Genomic DNA, 17,170 nt, shown 5'->3' on the forward strand with positions numbered 1-17,170 from the left:
AAGTGCGCCGTCGCACACCTCATGAGCCCCCGGGCCGCGCGGCGGTTGGCCGACCCGTGCGGGGCGCGGCTGTGACGCACCTCATGGGTGGCGTGGGTCTCGTCCGGCGGCCCGATCCGTACGTGCTTCAACTTCCGCAAGGCGTACGGAATTTGCTCCGCAACGATCTCTTCGGTGTGGCCCCGGGTGCCTGCCGGGCAGCCGTCGGAAGGAACTTTCGTGGCATTGACGGGAGATGGGGCCGCGGGAGGTTGCCGAATGCGAAGTACATTGCAATGGCAGTGTCTTGAGCCTCAAGCCCTGCAATCAGGGGCGATTCGGACACTTCACTCATTTATCGACTTTCTGTGAAAGATGCGTGCTATGGGTGCCTATCTGACTCCTCCAGCCGTAGTACAAGGCGAACATGACGTGAAGACCGGCGAGATCCTCGCGGAGGTGCGCGGTCGGCATCCGCAGGCGCCGTGGCTCTCCCGGATCGACGGCATCGCCGCGAGCACGGGGATCGACTCCCGCGGATGGATGCTGCCGCTGGAGACGGCCACGGCCCCCGGCAGCGGGCCGGGCCTGCGAACTCCCGGTGCAGAACAGGCCCGTACGGCACTGGCCGGCAGCGGGTTCACCGAGCACGAGGTGAACCGCGCGATCGCCGCGCTGGAGGCGATACCGGCCCCGCAGACCGTCCAGGAGCGCACCGCGCCGGCCTGGGCGGCCGTGCAGACGTACGGAGAACGCGCGGCCCGTGACGCGCTCCGGGCCGCCGGACTGGACACCGCCGACGTCGACTGCCTGATCACCAGCCACTCCACCACCCCGGCCCTGCCGGGACTTGACCTCGCCCTCCTCAACCGCCTCGAACTGCGCGACGACGTACTGCTGCTGCCGGCCACCCAGTGGGCCTGCATCGCCGGCACCCGGTCGCTGGCACTGGCGGCCGACCTGGTCGCCGCGGACCCCGACCGGGTGGTGCTGGTCGTGATATCGGAGGCGCTGAGCACCACCTACCAGCCCGCCGACGACACGCTGGAGTCGCTGATCGTGCGGCTCCTGTTCGCGGACACCGCCGTCGCCGTGGCGGTCACCGGCCGCCCCCGGCCGGAGTCGGTGCTGCGCCTGGACGCGACCTGGCACCACACCCTGCCCGGCACCACCGACCTGCACCGGCTGGAGACCCGGGAGGACGGCACCCACTTCGTGATGGACCGCCGCGGGCCGCGCGCGGTCCAGCAGACGGTGGCCGCGATGTGGGAGTGGCTGCGCGCACGCCACCAGGACGACGGGCACTCCTGGCATCCCGATCTGCTGCTCGCACATCCCGGCGGGACGCGGGTGCTGGAGTACATGGAACAGACGATGCCCGACAGCTGGCCGGAGGGGCTGCTGGCCTACAGCCGGGACAGCTACACCTCGGGCAACCGCGGCGGCGCCGCCGTACTCGACATCCTGCGCCGCGCGCACGACGCGGGACAGAAGCCGGGCAGCCGTACGGTGCTGTACGCGGCCGCGCCCGGGCTGACGGCCACGGCACTGGAAGGCGAGTGGCTGTAGCGGGAAGCCCGGCGCCCTCGTCGCGGCACGGCGCTACCCCTCGAGTTCCGCCCACACGGCCTTGCCGGTGTCGGTCCACCGCACGCCCCAGCGCGTGGTCAGCTTGTGGACGACGTGCAGACCCCGCCCGCCGTCGTCGAGCAGGTCACCGCGGCGCAGCCGCGGCCGGCCGTTGCCGCTGTCGCCGACCTCGCAGGTCAGCCGGGATCCGGCCCGCACCAGCCGGACCGAGACGGGCCCGGCGCCGAACCGCACGGCGTTGGTGACCAGTTCGCTCAGCACCAGCAGGGCGCCGTCCCGGGCCTGTTCACCCAGGTGCCAACGCCGCAGCAGGGGAGCGGCCAGGGTGCGGGCGCGGGCGGCGGTGTCGTCACGGGCGGGCAGCCGCCAGGTGGCGCTGTCCCGGCCGCGCCGCCCGGCCATCCGGGCCAGCAGCAGTGTGACGTCGTCGCGCAGCGGCTCCGGCGGGCCCAGCCGGGCGACCACGCGGCGCGCCGCCTGCTGCAGGTCGTCCCAGGGATGCACCTCGCGCACCACGTCCGTCAGCCTGCCGATGCCGTCGTCGATCGAGGCCGCCGGATCCTCCACCAGGCCGTCGGTGTAGAGGACCAGAAGCGCGCCGGGCGGCGCGGCGAACTCGTGCACCTCGAACGGCTCCCGTACGACGAACTCCGCGCCGAGGGCCGGGTGCGGCTGTGCCGCGAGGGTCCTGGCGGAGCCGTCGGGAAGCACGAGGACCGGGGGCAGGTGGCCGGCGTTGGAGACCAGCACCCGGTGGTCGACCGGATCGTAGACCGCGATGCAGCACGTCGAGCCCAGCGCGCTGTATCCGGCCGCGAGGCCCGCGTCGGTGTCGTCCAGCATGGTGACGGTCTCGTCCAGGCGCTCGAGCACCTCCCCGGGGCCCAGCCCCGCCGACAGCAGCGCCCTCGCCTCCATGCTCAGCTGGCCCATGGCCGCCGCGGCCCCCAGGCCGTGCCCCACGACGTCTCCGACCACCAGTGCGGTCCGGTCACCCGGCAGCGGAAAGCTGTTCACCCAGTCACCGCCGACGCCCGCGCTGTCCGGGGTGGTGGGCTCGTAGACGCTGGCGACCTGGATGGTGTCGCTGCCCGCCCGCGGCAGCAGCCGGCGCTGCAACGCCAGTACCTGGGCGTGCTCACGCTGGTGCTGGCGGGCCAGGTCCACGTGCCGGGCGGTCTTCGCCACGAGTTCCTGCAGGTCGAGCAGTTCGGCGCCGTTGAAGGGGCACTCCGGCCGCCGCCAGACCTCCGTCACGCCCAGCACGACGGGCCCCGGTGTGCCCTCCGGTCCGTCCACGACCAGCGGGATGCAGGCGACGCTCACCGGCCGGTTCCCGGGCACCAGGGCGCGCACCAGCTTCGGATCGTCCAGCGCCCGCTCGATCGCCGCACGGTCCGGGATGACGACGGCCTGCGGAACGTCGTCGCGCATGACCGCACCGGCCAGCAGTCGGCTCGCCTCACGGGGGAGGTTGTCCCCGGGTGTCAGGTATCCCTCGGGCCAGGCCCGGTCCGGCACCAGGGCCGCCCGCCGCAGCCGGATGCGCTCCTGCGCCTGCTCGGTCACCGCCTCGCCGGTCCACACGGCGTAGTCGAGGTTGACGGCGGCCACGTCCCCCCAGGCCAGCAGGGACTGGGCCAGGGACTGCGCGGTCTCGCCGATGTCCAGGGACGTGCCGATCGCGGTCGCAGAGGCGTACAGGTGCAGCCGCTTGGCCATGGCGATCAGCGAGACCGTCAGGCCGTCCTGCGGCGGTGCGGCCGGCAGGATGCTCATCGAGACCACCAGCTCCGACCCGTCGGCCCGCCGCAGGCGCTGCACCCGGGCGACATGCGGCTCTCGCGTCTCGAGGACGCGCAGCAGCCGTTTCGTGACCGTCGGTACGTCCTCGGGCGGCAGCAGATCGGTGAAGGCGGCCCCCGGCGCGGTGCTCACCCCCGCGAACGGGGCGGCGTCCAGGTTGGAACCGCTGATCCGCAGATCCCGCCCGAGAGCGACCACCCCGAGGATCCGTTCCCCGCCGTCGGTCTCGCCGTCGGTCTGGCCGTCGGCCCCCAGGGCGCGCTCCTCGTCCACCGCCTTCGCTCCGCCCTTCGAGATGTAATCCCCCAGGGCGCCGCTGACCGTGTCGAACGGCGAAGCAGAGGAGGGCGTGGGGTCCATGCAGCTCACACAGCTCGCTGACTCCGGCGTACCGGCAGATCTTCCCGAGTCCATGCGGGCAGGCCGCGAGAACCTCTCCCGCACATCTCATGGGTAACACAAATACCCTGCTCACCGAAGGCATAAAAGTGATCAAAACAACACAAGCCGCGGGTAACGCCGGCGATCGTCCCTTGAGGGCCTGTGGGGCACAACCCTCGGCGCCCTGCTCGGCCTGGCGTGGGCGCTGCCCTCCGGGCTGCTCCGGCGCGCACGTCCCGCCTCTGAGGCGGAAAGCGTGCAAGTCCCGGCCCTGAAGCAGAAAAACCGAGGCCCGGCGCTGCGCGCGGCACCCGGGGATGATTGGCTGGCCCCGGCCGATTCCCACCCGACCCGGCTCCGCCGGCAGGAGGACCCCGCAGTCATGAGCAGTGCCTACGCCTACGAATACAAGGTCGTCACCTTCCGGGAGTCGCTGATCGGCGACGCGCTGGACAGCGACAAGCTGGAGAAGGTGCTCAACAAGCACGCCGAGGACGGCTGGGCCCTCAAGGCCATCACCTCCGCCGACGTCAAGGGCCGCATAGGTCCCGGAGCCGTCGAGGGCCTGCTCCTGACCTTCGAACGCCCGCGTGGCTGACCGGAGCGCAGCCGGCAGCAAGTCGAACGCCCCCCGACCCGCCGCTTGAGGTCCGGGGGGCGTTCGCCGTCCGCAAGCGGGCGAAAGACGACGTGATGATCGTCCGGGCTCCGCGGGCCGCCGCCGAGCACGGCGTCCGCATCGTCAGGAACACGAGCGTGTCGGCACTTTGCGTGTCGGACGACGTGGCGCCCGCGGCGCCTCACCCTTCATCCTGAGCCGTCCTTGGGTGTCAAAGCACGGCGCCACAGCGACGCAAAAACTTGCGTTAATTACGCTCGCTTGCACTGCGGGATGCAAGTGCAGTGTGCGACTCGTGCGTGGAGCCGGGTCGAAGAGCCTCAAGCCAAGTTGCCTTTCCAGCCCCCTCTTTGGGCATCTCGAAGGCTCTGGCGCGGCGTGCGCGCCCTCGCTGTCACCGATGCGTGGGTGCTTCTGGTGAAATTTGTGCAGTCCTGGCCGTAGACGAGCTCACTTCGCTCTGTAATATTTCGATGAAACAATGCAAAAGTCTGCGTATTGCTTCTCGCGCCACTCCACTGCACCGCACCGCACCTTTCTGCACCACTCCGTCAGGAACGAGCCGCCCTCGCCGCCCCTCCGGCGTGCGAGCCTCCGCAGGAAGTGACCCCCCGCATGACTCGACACGAGCCGAGATCCTGGAGACGGCGCACAGCGACCGCTGTGCTCGCCTCCGCCGTCATGGTTCTGGGCCTGCCCGCCGTCGGCGCGCACGCGGCCGGCGGCCCGAACGCCGCCGCGGACGCCAGGACCACGGCAGGCAGCGCCCGCGCCGCACACGCGGCCGTCAACGTCACCGACGGCGACACCGACACCTACTGGCAGGCCGGGAAGAAGTCGGCCCAGTGGGTCCAGACCGACCTCGGGCGGACCAAGCGCGTCCGCGAGGTCGTGCTGCGGCTGCCCGAGCAGTGGCAGACCCGCAAGCAGACGCTGGCGCTCCAGGGCAGCGCCGACGGCAAGAGCTTCGCCACGCTCAAGTCGACGGCGCAGTACGTCTTCAGCCCGGGCAACGACAACACGGTGAAGGTCTCCTTCCCCGCGACCCTCGCCCGGTACGTGCGGGCCGACTTCAGCGCCAACTCGGTCGCGGGCACCGCCCAGCTCGCCGAGATGCAGGTCCTCACGACCGCCGCCTCGACGCCCAACCTCGCCTTGGGCAAGACCTTCAGCGAGAGCGGGCACGCCGACGTCTACGGCGCGGCCAACGCCGGTGACGGCAACCGCAACACCTACTGGGAGAGCACCAACAACGCCTTCCCGCAGTGGCTCAAGGTCGACCTCGGCTCCTCGGTCCAGGTGAACCAGGTGACGCTGCGGCTGCCCAGCGGGTGGCCGAGCCGCAACCAGACCCTCAAGATCCAGGGCTCCACGGACAACCAGAACTTCACCGACCTGTCGGCGTCGAAGGCGTACGCCTTCAACAGCTCCGACGACCAGTCGGCGACCATCAGCTTCGACACGACCACGACGCGGTACGTGCGGGCGTACTTCACCGCCAACGACGGCTGGCCCGCCGGGCAGGCGTCCGAGCTGGAGGTCTACGGACCGGCCACCGGCGACACCCAGGCGCCCACCGCGCCGGCCAACCTGGCCTACACCGAGCCGGCCTCCGGGCAGATCAAGCTGACCTGGAGCGCGGCCACCGACGACACGGGCGTGACCGGGTACGACGTCTACGCCAACGGCCAGTTGCGGGCGAGCGTGGCCGGGAACGTCCTGACCTACACCGACACCCAGCCGGCCGGCACCGACATCACGTACTTCGTGCGGGCCAAGGACGCCGCGGGCAACGTCTCCGCCAACAGCAACAGCGTCACCCGCAAGGGAGCGAGCGGCGACACCCAGGCCCCCACGGCGCCCGGCAACCTCGCCTACACGCAGTCCGGCAGCGACGTGAAGCTCACCTGGCAGGCGTCGAGCGACAACGTGGCCGTCACCGGGTACGACGTCTACGCCAACGACCAGCTCGTCAAGACCGTGGCCGGCGACGTGACGACGTACACCGACACCCCGTCGGCGACGGCCACCGTCACCTACTACGTGAAGGCGAAGGACGCCGCAGGGAACGTGTCGGTGGCGAGCAACAGCGTCACCCGGCCCGGGAACGGCGCAGGCTCCGACCTCGCCCAGGGCAAGCCCATCGAGGCCTCCTCGTACACCTTCACCTACGTCGCCGCGAACGCCAACGACGGCCAGATCGGCACCTACTGGGAGAGCGCGGGCGGCGCCTACCCGGCCACCCTCACCACCAAGCTGGGCGCCAACGCCGACCTCAGCCAGGTCGTCGTCAAGCTCAACCCGGACCCGGCCTGGTCGACCCGCACCCAGAACATCCAGGTGCTCGGCCGAGACCAGGACGCGACCACCTTCACCAGCCTCGTCGCGGCGAAGGACTACACGTTCAACCCGGCCACCGGCAACACCGTGACCATCCCGGTCTCCGGTGCCGCCGCCGACATCCAGCTCAAGTTCGCCTCCAACACCGGCGCCCCCGGCGGCCAGGTCGGCGAGCTCCAGGTGATCGGCACCCCGGCCGCCAACCCGGACCTGAAGGTCACCGGCATCACCAACTCGCCCGCGGCCCCGGTCGAGTCGGACGCCATCAGTCTGTCCGCCACCGTCACCAACAGCGGCAGCAAGGCGTCCAAGGCCACCGACCTGAACTTCACGCTCGGCGGCACCAAGGCGGCCACCGCCGACGTCCCGGTCCTCGCGGCGGGCGCCTCGGCGACGGTCACCGCGAGCATCGGCACCCGGGACGCGGGCAGCTACCCGGTCGGCGCCGAGGTCGACCCGTCCAACAAGGTCATCGAGCAGAACGAGGGCAACAACACCTTCACCCGCTCCGACGCCCTCGTCGTCAAGCCCGTCTCCAGCTCCGACCTGGTCGCCGCACCGGTCGCCTGGACGCCCTCCAGCGCCTCGGCCGGCGACAACGTCGCCTTCACCGTGGCCCTCAAGAACCAGGGGACCATCGATTCCGCCTCCGGCGCGCACGGCGTCACCCTCACCGTCCAGGATGCGAACGGCGCCACCGTCAAGACGCTCAGCGGCTCCTACAACGGCACCATCGCCTCCGGACAGACGACCGCGCCGATCAGCCTCGGCTCCTGGACGGCCGTCAACGGCAAGTACACGGTGACGACGGTCATCGCCGACGACACCAACGAACTGCCGGTCAAGCGCACCAACAACACCACCACACAGAACCTGTTCGTCGGCCGCGGCGCCGACATGCCGTACGACATGTACGAGGCCGAGGACGGCACGGTGGGCGGCGGCGCCAAGGTCGTCGGCCCCAACCGCACCATCGGCGACTTCGCGGGCGAGGCGAGCGGCCGCAAGGCGGTCACCCTCGACGCCACCGGCGAGTACGTCGAGTGGACGACCCGCGCCGCGACCAACACCCTGGTCACCCGCTTCGCGATCCCGGACGGCACCAACGCCACCCTCGACGTCTACGTGGACGGCCAGTTCCTCAAGGCGATCGACCTCACCTCGAAGTACGCCTGGCTCTACGGCAGCGAGACCGCGCCCGGCAACTCACCCGGCTCCGGCGCCCCGCGCCACATCTACGACGAGGCGAACCTGCTCCTCGGCAAGACCGTGCCCGCCGGTTCCAGGATCCGCCTCCAGAAGGACGCGGCGAACACCGCCAGTTACTACGCCGTCGACTTCATCAACACCGAACAGGCCACCGCGATCGCCAACCCCGACCCGGCCGCCTACACGGTCCCGGCCGGCTTCACCCAGCAGGACGTGCAGAACGCCCTCGACAAGGTCCGCATGGACACCACGGGCAAGCTCGTCGGCGTCTACCTGCCCGCCGGCGACTACGACACCTCCAGCAAGTTCCAGGTCTACGGCAAGGCGGTCAAGGTCGTCGGAGCGGGCCCCTGGTTCACCCGCTTCCACGCGCCCGCCTCGCAGGAGAACACCGACGTCGGCTTCCGCGCCGAGTCCACGGCCAACGGCTCGACGTTCTCCGGCTTCGCCTACTTCGGCAACTACACGTCCCGGATCGACGGGCCGGGCAAGGTGTTCGACTTCTCCAACGTCTCGAACATCACCATCGACAACATCTGGGCCGAGCACATGGTGTGCCTCTACTGGGGCGCCAACACCGACAACATGACCATCTCGAACTCCCGCATCCGTGACACGTTCGCCGACGGCATCAACATGACGAACGGCTCCACGGACAACCACGTCGTCAACAACGACGCCCGCGCCACGGGCGACGACAGCTTCGCCCTCTTCTCGGCCATCGACGCCGGCGGCGCCGACGAGAAGAACAACCTCTACGAGAACCTGACCTCCACCCTCACCTGGCGCGCGGCCGGCATCGCCGTCTACGGCGGCTACGACAACACCTTCCGCAACATCCGCGTCGCCGACACCCTCGTCTACTCCGGCATCACGATCTCCTCGCTGGACTTCGGCTACCCGATGAACGGCTTCGGCACCGATCCCACGACGATCGAGAACGTCTCCCTGGACAGAACCGGCGGCCACTTCTGGGGCTCCCAGGTCTTCCCCGCCATCTGGGCGTTCTCCGCCTCGAAGGTCTTCCAGGGCATCCGGGTCAACGACGTCGACATCGACGACTCCACCTACGGAGGCGTCATGTTCCAGACCAACTACGTCGGCGGCCAGCCGCAGTTCCCGGTGAAGGACACCATCTTCACCGACATCTCCATCACCAACTCCAAGAAGAGCGGAGACGCCTTCGACGCCAAGTCCGGCTTCGGTATCTGGGCCAACGAACTGCCCGAACCCGGTCAGGGTCCCGCCGTCGGCGAGGCCACCTTCCGCAACCTGCGGATGAGCGGCAACGCCCAGGACATCAAGAACACGACCACCACCTTCAAGATCAACATCGAGTAGCTCCCGAACAGCGGTGAAGGGAAGGGGCGTCCCCGCCGGGGACGCCCCTTCCTGCCGCGCCGGGCCCCACCGCGATGACCGGCGCGCGGCTCCGGCGCCGAAGACGGCGTCCGGATCCCGCCGGTCTCCCAGTCCGGCCCGCGTCACGCTGCACACATGAATCCCGCCTTCCCTCCCCTTCCCATCCCCGCCGAGGCCCTGAAGGAACTGCGCGTCCACGACGACGCCGGGAACCCGCCACGCCCGTACCCGGACGACGAGGGCGGCGCACCGCTGCGCTGCTGCCTGCGGTCCAGTACCCGGGGCGAGTGGATCGCCCTCGTGTCCTACGCCCCGCTGCGCCGGTGGGCGGCGCGGACGGGCGCCGATCCCGGGGCGTACGACGAACAGGGGCCGGTCTTCATCCACGCCGAGGACTGCGGCGGCCCGTCCGACGAGCACCCCGGCTACCCCTGGGCACGCCCGGGAGCCCTGCGCGTCCTGCGCCGCTACGACGGGCGAGGCCGCATCACCGGCGGCCGCATGCTGGAGCTCCCGGACGACCCCCACGCGGCCTTCGAGCACGCACTGGCCGAGGCGTTCGCCGACCCCGGGACCGCCCAGGTCCACGTCCGTGCCGTCGAATACGGCTGCTACCACTTCCGTGTGGACCGCCCCTGACGGCGCCATACCGGGCGGGGCGCCCACGCCCCGCCCGGGAGCCACAGGGCGTGTGCGGTGGCGCGCGGAGCAGACCGTCGCCGGCAGGCGGCCACCTCCCTGTCGGCGTGGACCCAGCTCACGGGGCGTGATCCCGAAGCAGGACACGTACGCCGTCACCGCCGCCGCGCCGCGGTCGGCCGCGTCACCGCACGCCACAATTCCGGCGACAGCGGCGATCATCCCCGGAATACTGGTCGCCCATGGACGAGGTCGAAGTCGTCGTCGCCCATTCCGAGCGCGCGACCCTGCGCGTCGGCGACGTGTTCTTGAAGGTGGACGCCGATCACGCGCGCATCGACGTCGAGGTCGAGGCGATGGCCCTGGTGCCGGTCCCGACTCCGGAGGTCCTGTGGCGCAAGCGGCCCGTGCTCGCCATCGCCGCCGTCCCGGGGGCGGCGCTCGGCCGGCTCGGTCAGCCGTCGGCCGCATCGCCGGCGGCATGGGCCGCGGCGGGTGCCGCCGTCCGGCAGTTGCACGAGGCACCGCTGCCGCCCTGGCCCGGCCGGCGCCGCCGGGGTCCCGACGAACTGGCGGCCGAACTCGACGGCGAGTGCGAGTCGCTCGTGGCGAACGGCGTCCTGCCCGCCGACCTGGTCACCCGCAACCGCCAGGTCGCCGAGGCCGCGATCAGGCCGTGGACCCCGGTGTTCACGCACGGCGACCTGCAGGCCGAGCACGTCTTCGTCGACGGCGACGAGGTCACCGGCATCATCGACTGGTCCGAAGCGGGCCCGGGCGACGCCCTGTTCGACCTCGCCACCCTGACGCTGGGACACGAGGAGCACCTCGGCGACGTCATCGCCGGTTACGGCGCCGACGTCGACCTCGACGTGCTCCGCGCGTGGTGGTCGTTGCGCAGCCTGCTGGGGGTGCGCTGGCTGGTCGAGCACGGCTTCGACCCGTCCGCGCCGGGCTGCGAGGTCGACGTGCTGAGATCCCGGATGTGAGGCAGCGCGGGCCGGACTGGCGCGCGTGCACCGAGGAGACCCGGCACGTCGGGGACGGCGGGCAGGGAACCCCTGCCCGCCGTCCCCGGCTCCCCGTCCGGTCACTCCTCGGCGGCGGCCAAGGCGGTCAGCTCGCGGTTGACGGCGAGTTGGTGTGCCTCGGCGTCCATGCGCGCCTTCTTCGGGCTCCACCGGCCCGCCATCACGAAGACGAAGGGCAGGAAGACCACCTGGCCGCCGACGCAGATCCACCACCAGGTGCGCCATTCGCCGGGCCCGTCCTTCGACGCCTTCTGGACCTTGGCGCCGTACTCCTGCAGCAGCTTCAGCTGCGGCCCCGCCTTCTGTACGACGGCGAGGTTCTCCGCGCCGACCTCCTTGACCGCGCGGGCGCTCAGTGCGGGAGGGGTGGTGGCCGGGCTGTACTTGTCGAGCTCGGCGAAGAGGTCCGGATGCGCATCCACGATCGCCAGCGCGGGTGCCGCCTGCGCCGAGGCGGCCTTGACCTCGGCGCCGTGCTCCACGAGTGGGGTCACGGAGGTGACCAGCACCGGGATGAAGGCCGCGGAGACGGCGACCACGATGCGCACGGTCCAGCCCCACACCGCCAGACCCGCCGCGGTGGCCGCCGGGTTGTGCTTCTCCACCGTCTCGGTGAAGCTCGCCATCCAGGGCGCGTAGGCGATGCCGCTGAAGACTCCGATGCCGACGAACAGCCAGGCGAAGGTGTAATAGCCGGTCGTCAGGTGGGTGGCGCGGGTGGCGAAGGCCGCGGTCACCGCGATCGAGCCGAGCGCGCCGACGATCATGAAGGGCTTGCGCACCTTCAGCCGGTCCGAGACCAGGCCGACCAGGACCAGGGCGACGGCGTTCGCTCCCCAGTACCAGTTGGCCAGCGCGTTGGTGCGCTGCTCGCTGTAGCCGAAGACGGTCGAGAAGTAGACGACGAAGTTGCCGACCGCCGCGTAGTACAGCAGCAGGAACACGGCGATGGCGAAGGCCGAGCCCAGCACGTCCAGGCGCATCATCTGCCGCCACTCGCCGCGCCGCAGCGCCTCGGTGTCCAGCCCCTTGGCGCGTGCCTCGACCAGTGCCCGGTCCCGCAGGGTCACCATGATCTGGTCCCGCAGTGCCGGGGACAGCTCGCGCAGCGCGACGATCGCGAAGACGAAGACGACGAACCCGGCGATCGCCGAATAGCGCAACTCGTCCTGCCAGGTGGCACTGTCGAGGGTGTTGCTGGTGACGACGGTGACCACCAGGGAGCCGATGACCGGCCCCATCGTCCAGTACCCCATCGCGGTGGCCCGGCCGAGCTGTGGGGAGAAGTCCCTGATCAGCGCCGGGGTGGCGACCAGCACGATGCCCTCGATGAAGCTGACGAGCGCGAAGAGCACCAGGTAGGTGGTCTTGTCCGCCGCGTTCGGCAGACCGAAGAAGACCAGCAGCGCCGCGACCAGCAGTCCGTAGACCACCAGATTCGCCCGGCCCCAGCGGTCGGCAAGACCCGCCACGAGCGAGGCGAAGGCTCCGACCGCGTTGCCGATCACCGAGACCCAGATGAAGTAGCGGTACGTCATGCCGAAGTGCGTGATGATCGACGTCGCCACCGCGTACTGGATGTACAGCATGTAGTACAGGACGACGGTGGTGACGACCACGATCGCGAGGTACACCATGCGGCGGCCGGTGGGCGGATAGTCGGTCAGTTCGCGGCGGTACAGCCGGGCCAGCGGGGTGCCGGCGGCGGCGGAGGGCACATCGGGTGCGGGTCTGTCGGCGGCGGGCGGTGTCGTGGCAGCGGACATGCGGCTCCTCCCGGGGTTTCCGGAGACCGGGTGTTTCGCGTCGGCGCGACGAAGCCTCGCGCCGGCCCGGCTCCGGGAGCGTGGCCAGAGGGTAGTACCGACTGGTCGGTACGCCTAGGGGGTCTGCGCGAGATCATGCACGGCCCGGCTACGCCGAGTCGCGCACCACGAGCTTCGGGTCGAAGATGACCGACGTCGCGTCGCTGCGCGCGCCGTTCATGTGCTCGTCGAGCAGGCGGGCCATCTCGGCCGCCATCTCCTCGACCGGCTGGCGGATCGTGGTCAGCCGGGGCCGGCAGGTCTCGGCGATGCCGGAGTCGTCGAAGCCGACGACGGCGACGTCCTCGGGCACCCGGCGCCCCTGCTCCCGTACGACCTGGCAGGCGCCCTGCGCCATGAGGTCGTTGGCGGCGAACACGCCGTCCGTGTCGGGGTGCCGGGCCAGGAGGTCCGCCGTGGCCGCGAGACCGCTGTCCAGGGTGAACCCGCCCTCGGCGACCGGGACGCAGGGGTGGCCGTGGCGGGCGAGCGTGTCACGGAAGCCCGCGAGCCGCTCCCGGCTCGCCTCCACGTCCAGCGGGCCGCACACGGTGGCGGGGCGGCGGCAGCCGCGCGCGAGGAGGTGCTCCGCCGCGAGGCGTCCGCCGTCCCGGTGCGCCAGGTCCACGTAGCTGAGCGGGACCGGACGGGAGGGGCGGGCGAAGAGCACCGCGGGAAGCCGGGCGTCGGCGAGCAGGGCCGGCAGCGGGTCGTCGGCGTGGGTGGAGACCACGAGGGCGCCGTCGGCGCGGCCCTGGCGCAGATAGGTCACCACCTCCTCCCGGGCCTCGGCGGACTCGGCGAACATCAGGACGGGGTGCATCGAACGGGGGCGCAGGAAGCCCACGATCCCGCTGACGACCCGTCCGAAGAAGGGATCCGCGAACACCGACGTGGCGAAGGCGTTCTGGCCGGCGTCCGTGGTGTCCCCGGCGCCGGAGACCACCAGGGCGACGGTCTCGGACCGCCGGATCACCAGGGAACGGGCGGCCCGGTTGGGCGCGTAACCCGTCCGCGCGATGGCCCCGCGGACCATCTCCTGTATCTCCGGGTCCACGTTGCGGATGCCGTTGACGACCCGGGACACGGTCGCCCGGGAGACACCGGCCTCCCGGGCGACGTCCTCGAGCGTCGGGGCCCGTCTGCTCATGCAGGCACCCTAACGGACCTGCGAGGCCTGCAGTAGAGCGCTCTCCCGGAGCGGGGTCCGCCGCTCCGGGAGAGCCGCGTCCGTCAGGCGTAGACGCCGAACTCGTACAGCGAGTAGCCCCAACCGGTGCCCCGCGCGGTGCCGTTGACGCGGACGTAGCGGCCGGTCCCGGTGACGTCGAAGTCGTCGATCCCGCCGTTGCCGTCGGTCACGGTGTGCACGGTCTGCCAGTTCTGGCCGTCGTCGGAGGTCTGGATGGTGTACGCCTTGGCGTACGAGGCCTCCCAGGACAGCTGGACGTGCCGGAACGTGGTGCGGGTTCCGAGGTCGACCTGGAGCCACTGCGGGTCGCTCCAGTCACTGGCCCAGCGCGTGCTCTGGTCGCCGTCGACCGCGTTGGCCGCCGTGCACGGGCAGTCACCGTAACTCGCCTGGTACGACGAGGCGGTGGCGGGCTTGCCGCGTGCCACGTCGGTGCCGGACGGGACCGGCGGTACGACGCGGATCGAGCGCGTCTCCACGCCGACGTTGCCGTGCCCGTCGGTCGCCTTGACGTAGACCTTCCAGACGCCCGGACGGTCGGGCGCGGTGAACCTCAGGCGGCCGCCGCCGAGGTCGGTGAAGGGCAGTGAGGTCAGGTTCTTGTTCTGGTCGATGTACATGCTGTTGTCGAGGACCTCGTAGGAGATCCGGTCGCCGTCGGGGTCGCCGGCCTGCACGGACAGGACGAGGGCGCGTCCGGCCTGCACCTGGCCCGCGCCGCCCTCCACGGTCAGGCCGGAGATGACGGGCGGGGTGTTGTCGTGGCCGGTGTCACCGCCGTAGGCCCGCTTCACGGCGTAGTACGACAGGCGCCTCTGGCCGGCGGGCAGAAGGTTGAACCAGATGCCGCCGAAGTCGTACTCGGTGCCGTAGTGGAACATCGTCGCGCCGAGCGCAACTCCCTGGTGCCCGGTGACGCAGTTCCACGCACGGGTGTAGCCGTCGGCCTTCGCCTGGTCGGAGGGCTCCAGCGGGACCCCGTTGGCGTCGTCCGGGACCTCCCACTCGCCGGCCGGCCCGGTCTCGGTGACGATGTAGGGCTTGGTGTAACTCCCTTGCTGCCAGGCGGCCTTGACGTCGCAGACCGCGTTGTAGGAGTTCACGGCGTACAGGTCGAGGTCCGGCGCGTTCTTCTTGAAGTAGGGCCAGGCGCCGACCCAGGCGTCGGTGGACGTGACCGGGTGGTTCGGGTCGATGGCGTGGATCTTCTTGGTGATGTCGTTGACGAGGGTGGTGTAGGCGTCGCGCTGCCTCTCCAGTTCGTCACCGCTGTAGCAGTTCTGCAGGCCGAGGACAGACTCGTTGCCGACGTCCCACATGAGCACGCCGGGGTTGTCCTTGTAGGTCTGCACCCACTTGGGGAACTCGTCGAGCACCTGGTTCCGGTAGGCCGTGTCCGTCAGGTAGTTGACGCAGCCGCCGCTGCCGGGACCGCCGCCCGGTTGCAGCCAGAAGCCCGCGATCACCTTGATGCCGTGCGCGGCCGCCGAGTCGAACAGCGGCTTGCTGGTGGCGTCGGTGCCCCAGGTGCGGATCGTGTTGACGCCCATGGACGTGAGGTCGGGCAGGTACTTGTCGGCGTCCGAGACGCTCGGACCCCAGGTCAGGCCCTTGATCTGGTACGGCTGGCCGTCCACGGTCAGCTGCCAGGCGCCCTGGCCGCCGGTGACCTTGACGACGCTGCCCGCGGCGTGCGCCTGGGCGGCGGGCAGCGCGGCGAGGAATCCGGCGGCCAGTACACCGGCGGTCAGGGGTGCCGCGGCGCGGCGGGTACGGGAACGGGTGCGGGGTCGTGGGGTCATGAGAGCGAGCTCCTCACGGCAGTCGGTAGTGCTCGTCGAGTGCGGCGCCCGCCTCCGGGTGGGTCTCGTCGTAGCCGCGTGCGTCGCACTGGAGCCCGCCGACGACGCAGTGGTCGACCAGCGCCTGGAGGGTGCGGTCGTCCCACGCGTTGAAGAAGTCGTAGTGGAAGGTGTGCCCCGTCCCGCTGGAGAGCCGCACCTTCGACATGTCGCCGTTGACCGGGAAGGCCATCTTGAACTCGATCATCGGCAGGGCCACCGGGTGGTCAGCCGGGCAGATGTTGTCGTTCGTGCCGGGCTTGACCACGGGATAGGCCATGTGACTCTTGTGGTCGGGCGTGTCGAGGTACTTGCCGTCCCAGCAACTGGGCGCCTGGAAGCGGATGTTGAGCTGGACATCGGCCCGGTTGGGACAGCTCGCCGGGAACTCGGTGTTGAAGTAGCTGTCACCGCACTCCCAGCCCTCGACGAAGCCGGGGTGGCTGCGGAACTCGTCGGCGCTCTGCAGGGGGCTGCCGACGACGAAACGCAGGCCCTTGGGGAAGGGCCGGACGCTGGTGTAGTCGGTGACGCCGGCCTTGTAGTAGATGACCTGCGGGCCGACGGGCAGGATCTGCTGGTCGCCGTTGTACAGGGTGGGCATCCAGTAGCCGGACAGGTCGCCGGGGGCCTTGCACGTGGTGCCGCCGGCCGACAGCGAGGCGGTGGTGCTGTACGCGTCGGTCGTCGTGTTGCCCATGAAGGTGTGGTCGTGGGACTTGCCCGGCTGCTGCGGGTAGACGATGGGGTCGTCCGGCCTCGTACGGGAGACCGAGCAGTTGGCCTGGAACTCGTGGAAGTAGCGGTGCGGCGGGTCCTGGGTGGACGGCGTCACGCCGGTGACCTGCGGGTTCGCCAGGATGTAGCCGTCGCCGTCCGGATCCTCCGGGGAGGTGGCCGTGGACGCGGCCATCGCGTGACCGGAATGGGTGGCCGCGAACGACCGCGCGGCGGCGCTGTGCGGTGCGGGCGGCCCGGCGCTGACGGCGATGCCGCCGAGGCCGAGCGAGGTCAGCAGGAGCGCGCCGGTGATCAGCGTGGCTGACAGGCCTTTCGATCTCCGTGGCATGGAGACCTCCTCCTGAACGGTGGGGGTGGCAGAGGCCGTCGCCGGGCGACCCCATGACGTGACGTCAGGCGGACTGACGCGAGGGGGCGCCGGGAGACGTTCGGGAGAGCGCTCTCCCGCCGAGGAGTGTTGAGGCCATGTCATCGAGGTGTCAAGGGATCCGGCAGAAGAGGGCCCGGAAAGATTTCAACTCCCCGAGGCTTGCCGGACGTTGGACATCATTAGTTAAATCAAGCCATGAACTAAGCGGTGTGACGGCGCCCTTGACGCATCCGCGGAGGCCGTCATGAGACTCGGATCGGCGGGC

General features: G+C 70.6%; 10 protein-coding genes. 5 read left to right on the top strand and 5 right to left on the bottom strand.

Going from position 1 to position 17,170, the window contains the following annotated elements; genetic code table 11:
* The first annotated feature begins 363 nt into the window (after positions 1-363).
* Positions 364-1,548, top strand: coding sequence for a type III polyketide synthase (locus tag ACFY0K_RS04950; protein WP_390638624.1), 1,185 nt, complete (start codon positions 364-366; stop codon positions 1,546-1,548).
* A gap of 33 nt (positions 1,549-1,581) precedes the next feature.
* Here ACFY0K_RS04950 and ACFY0K_RS04955 read toward each other — a convergent pair whose 3' ends face one another.
* Complete coding sequence (locus ACFY0K_RS04955; protein ID WP_390638625.1) at positions 1,582-3,735, bottom strand: SpoIIE family protein phosphatase; 2,154 nt, start codon at positions 3,733-3,735, stop codon at positions 1,582-1,584.
* Positions 3,736-4,138: 403 nt separating this feature from the next.
* Between ACFY0K_RS04955 and ACFY0K_RS04960 the strand changes: the two genes are divergently transcribed.
* The 4 genes from ACFY0K_RS04960 to ACFY0K_RS04975 all read left to right on the top strand — a co-directional run bounded on the left by ACFY0K_RS04960 (position 4,139) and on the right by ACFY0K_RS04975 (position 10,914).
* Positions 4,139-4,354 carry a DUF4177 domain-containing protein gene (locus tag ACFY0K_RS04960; protein ID WP_089106991.1) on the top strand — a complete coding sequence of 72 codons (216 nt, stop codon included), beginning with the start codon at positions 4,139-4,141 and terminating at the stop codon, positions 4,352-4,354.
* Positions 4,355-4,990: 636 nt separating this feature from the next.
* Positions 4,991-9,265 carry a discoidin domain-containing protein gene (locus tag ACFY0K_RS04965; RefSeq protein WP_390638626.1) on the top strand — a complete coding sequence of 1,425 codons (4,275 nt, stop codon included), beginning with the start codon at positions 4,991-4,993 and terminating at the stop codon, positions 9,263-9,265.
* Positions 9,266-9,421: 156 nt separating this feature from the next.
* Positions 9,422-9,925: a DUF1203 domain-containing protein gene (locus ACFY0K_RS04970; RefSeq protein ID WP_390638627.1), complete on the top strand. Its 504-nt coding sequence runs from the start codon at positions 9,422-9,424 to the stop codon at positions 9,923-9,925.
* 242 nt (positions 9,926-10,167) lie between these two features.
* Positions 10,168-10,914, top strand: a complete 747-nt coding sequence (locus ACFY0K_RS04975; RefSeq protein WP_390638628.1) for a phosphotransferase family protein — start codon at positions 10,168-10,170, stop codon at positions 10,912-10,914.
* Positions 10,915-11,015: 101 nt separating this feature from the next.
* On the opposite strand, the gene ACFY0K_RS04980 is transcribed toward ACFY0K_RS04975, so the two are convergent.
* From ACFY0K_RS04980 to ACFY0K_RS04995, 4 genes are all read right to left on the bottom strand, one after another.
* A complete protein-coding gene (locus ACFY0K_RS04980; RefSeq protein WP_390638629.1) occupies positions 11,016-12,722 on the bottom strand; it encodes a nitrate/nitrite transporter in 1,707 nt (568 codons plus the stop codon).
* Between the two features lie 148 nt (positions 12,723-12,870).
* The gene (locus ACFY0K_RS04985) at positions 12,871-13,911 is read right to left on the bottom strand and encodes a LacI family DNA-binding transcriptional regulator (RefSeq protein WP_390638630.1); all 1,041 of its coding nucleotides are present in this window, start codon (positions 13,909-13,911) and stop codon (positions 12,871-12,873) included.
* An 83-nt stretch (positions 13,912-13,994) separates the two neighbouring features.
* Complete coding sequence (locus ACFY0K_RS04990) at positions 13,995-15,755, bottom strand: discoidin domain-containing protein (RefSeq protein WP_390638631.1); 1,761 nt, start codon at positions 15,753-15,755, stop codon at positions 13,995-13,997.
* 13 nt (positions 15,756-15,768) lie between these two features.
* Positions 15,769-16,863, bottom strand: a complete 1,095-nt coding sequence (locus ACFY0K_RS04995) for a DUF1996 domain-containing protein (protein ID WP_390638632.1) — start codon at positions 16,861-16,863, stop codon at positions 15,769-15,771.
* Positions 16,864-17,170: the final 307 nt, after the last annotated feature.

It is taken from the genome of Streptomyces sp. NPDC001507, assembly GCF_042894765.1.
Taxonomy (GTDB): domain Bacteria; phylum Actinomycetota; class Actinomycetes; order Streptomycetales; family Streptomycetaceae; genus Streptomyces.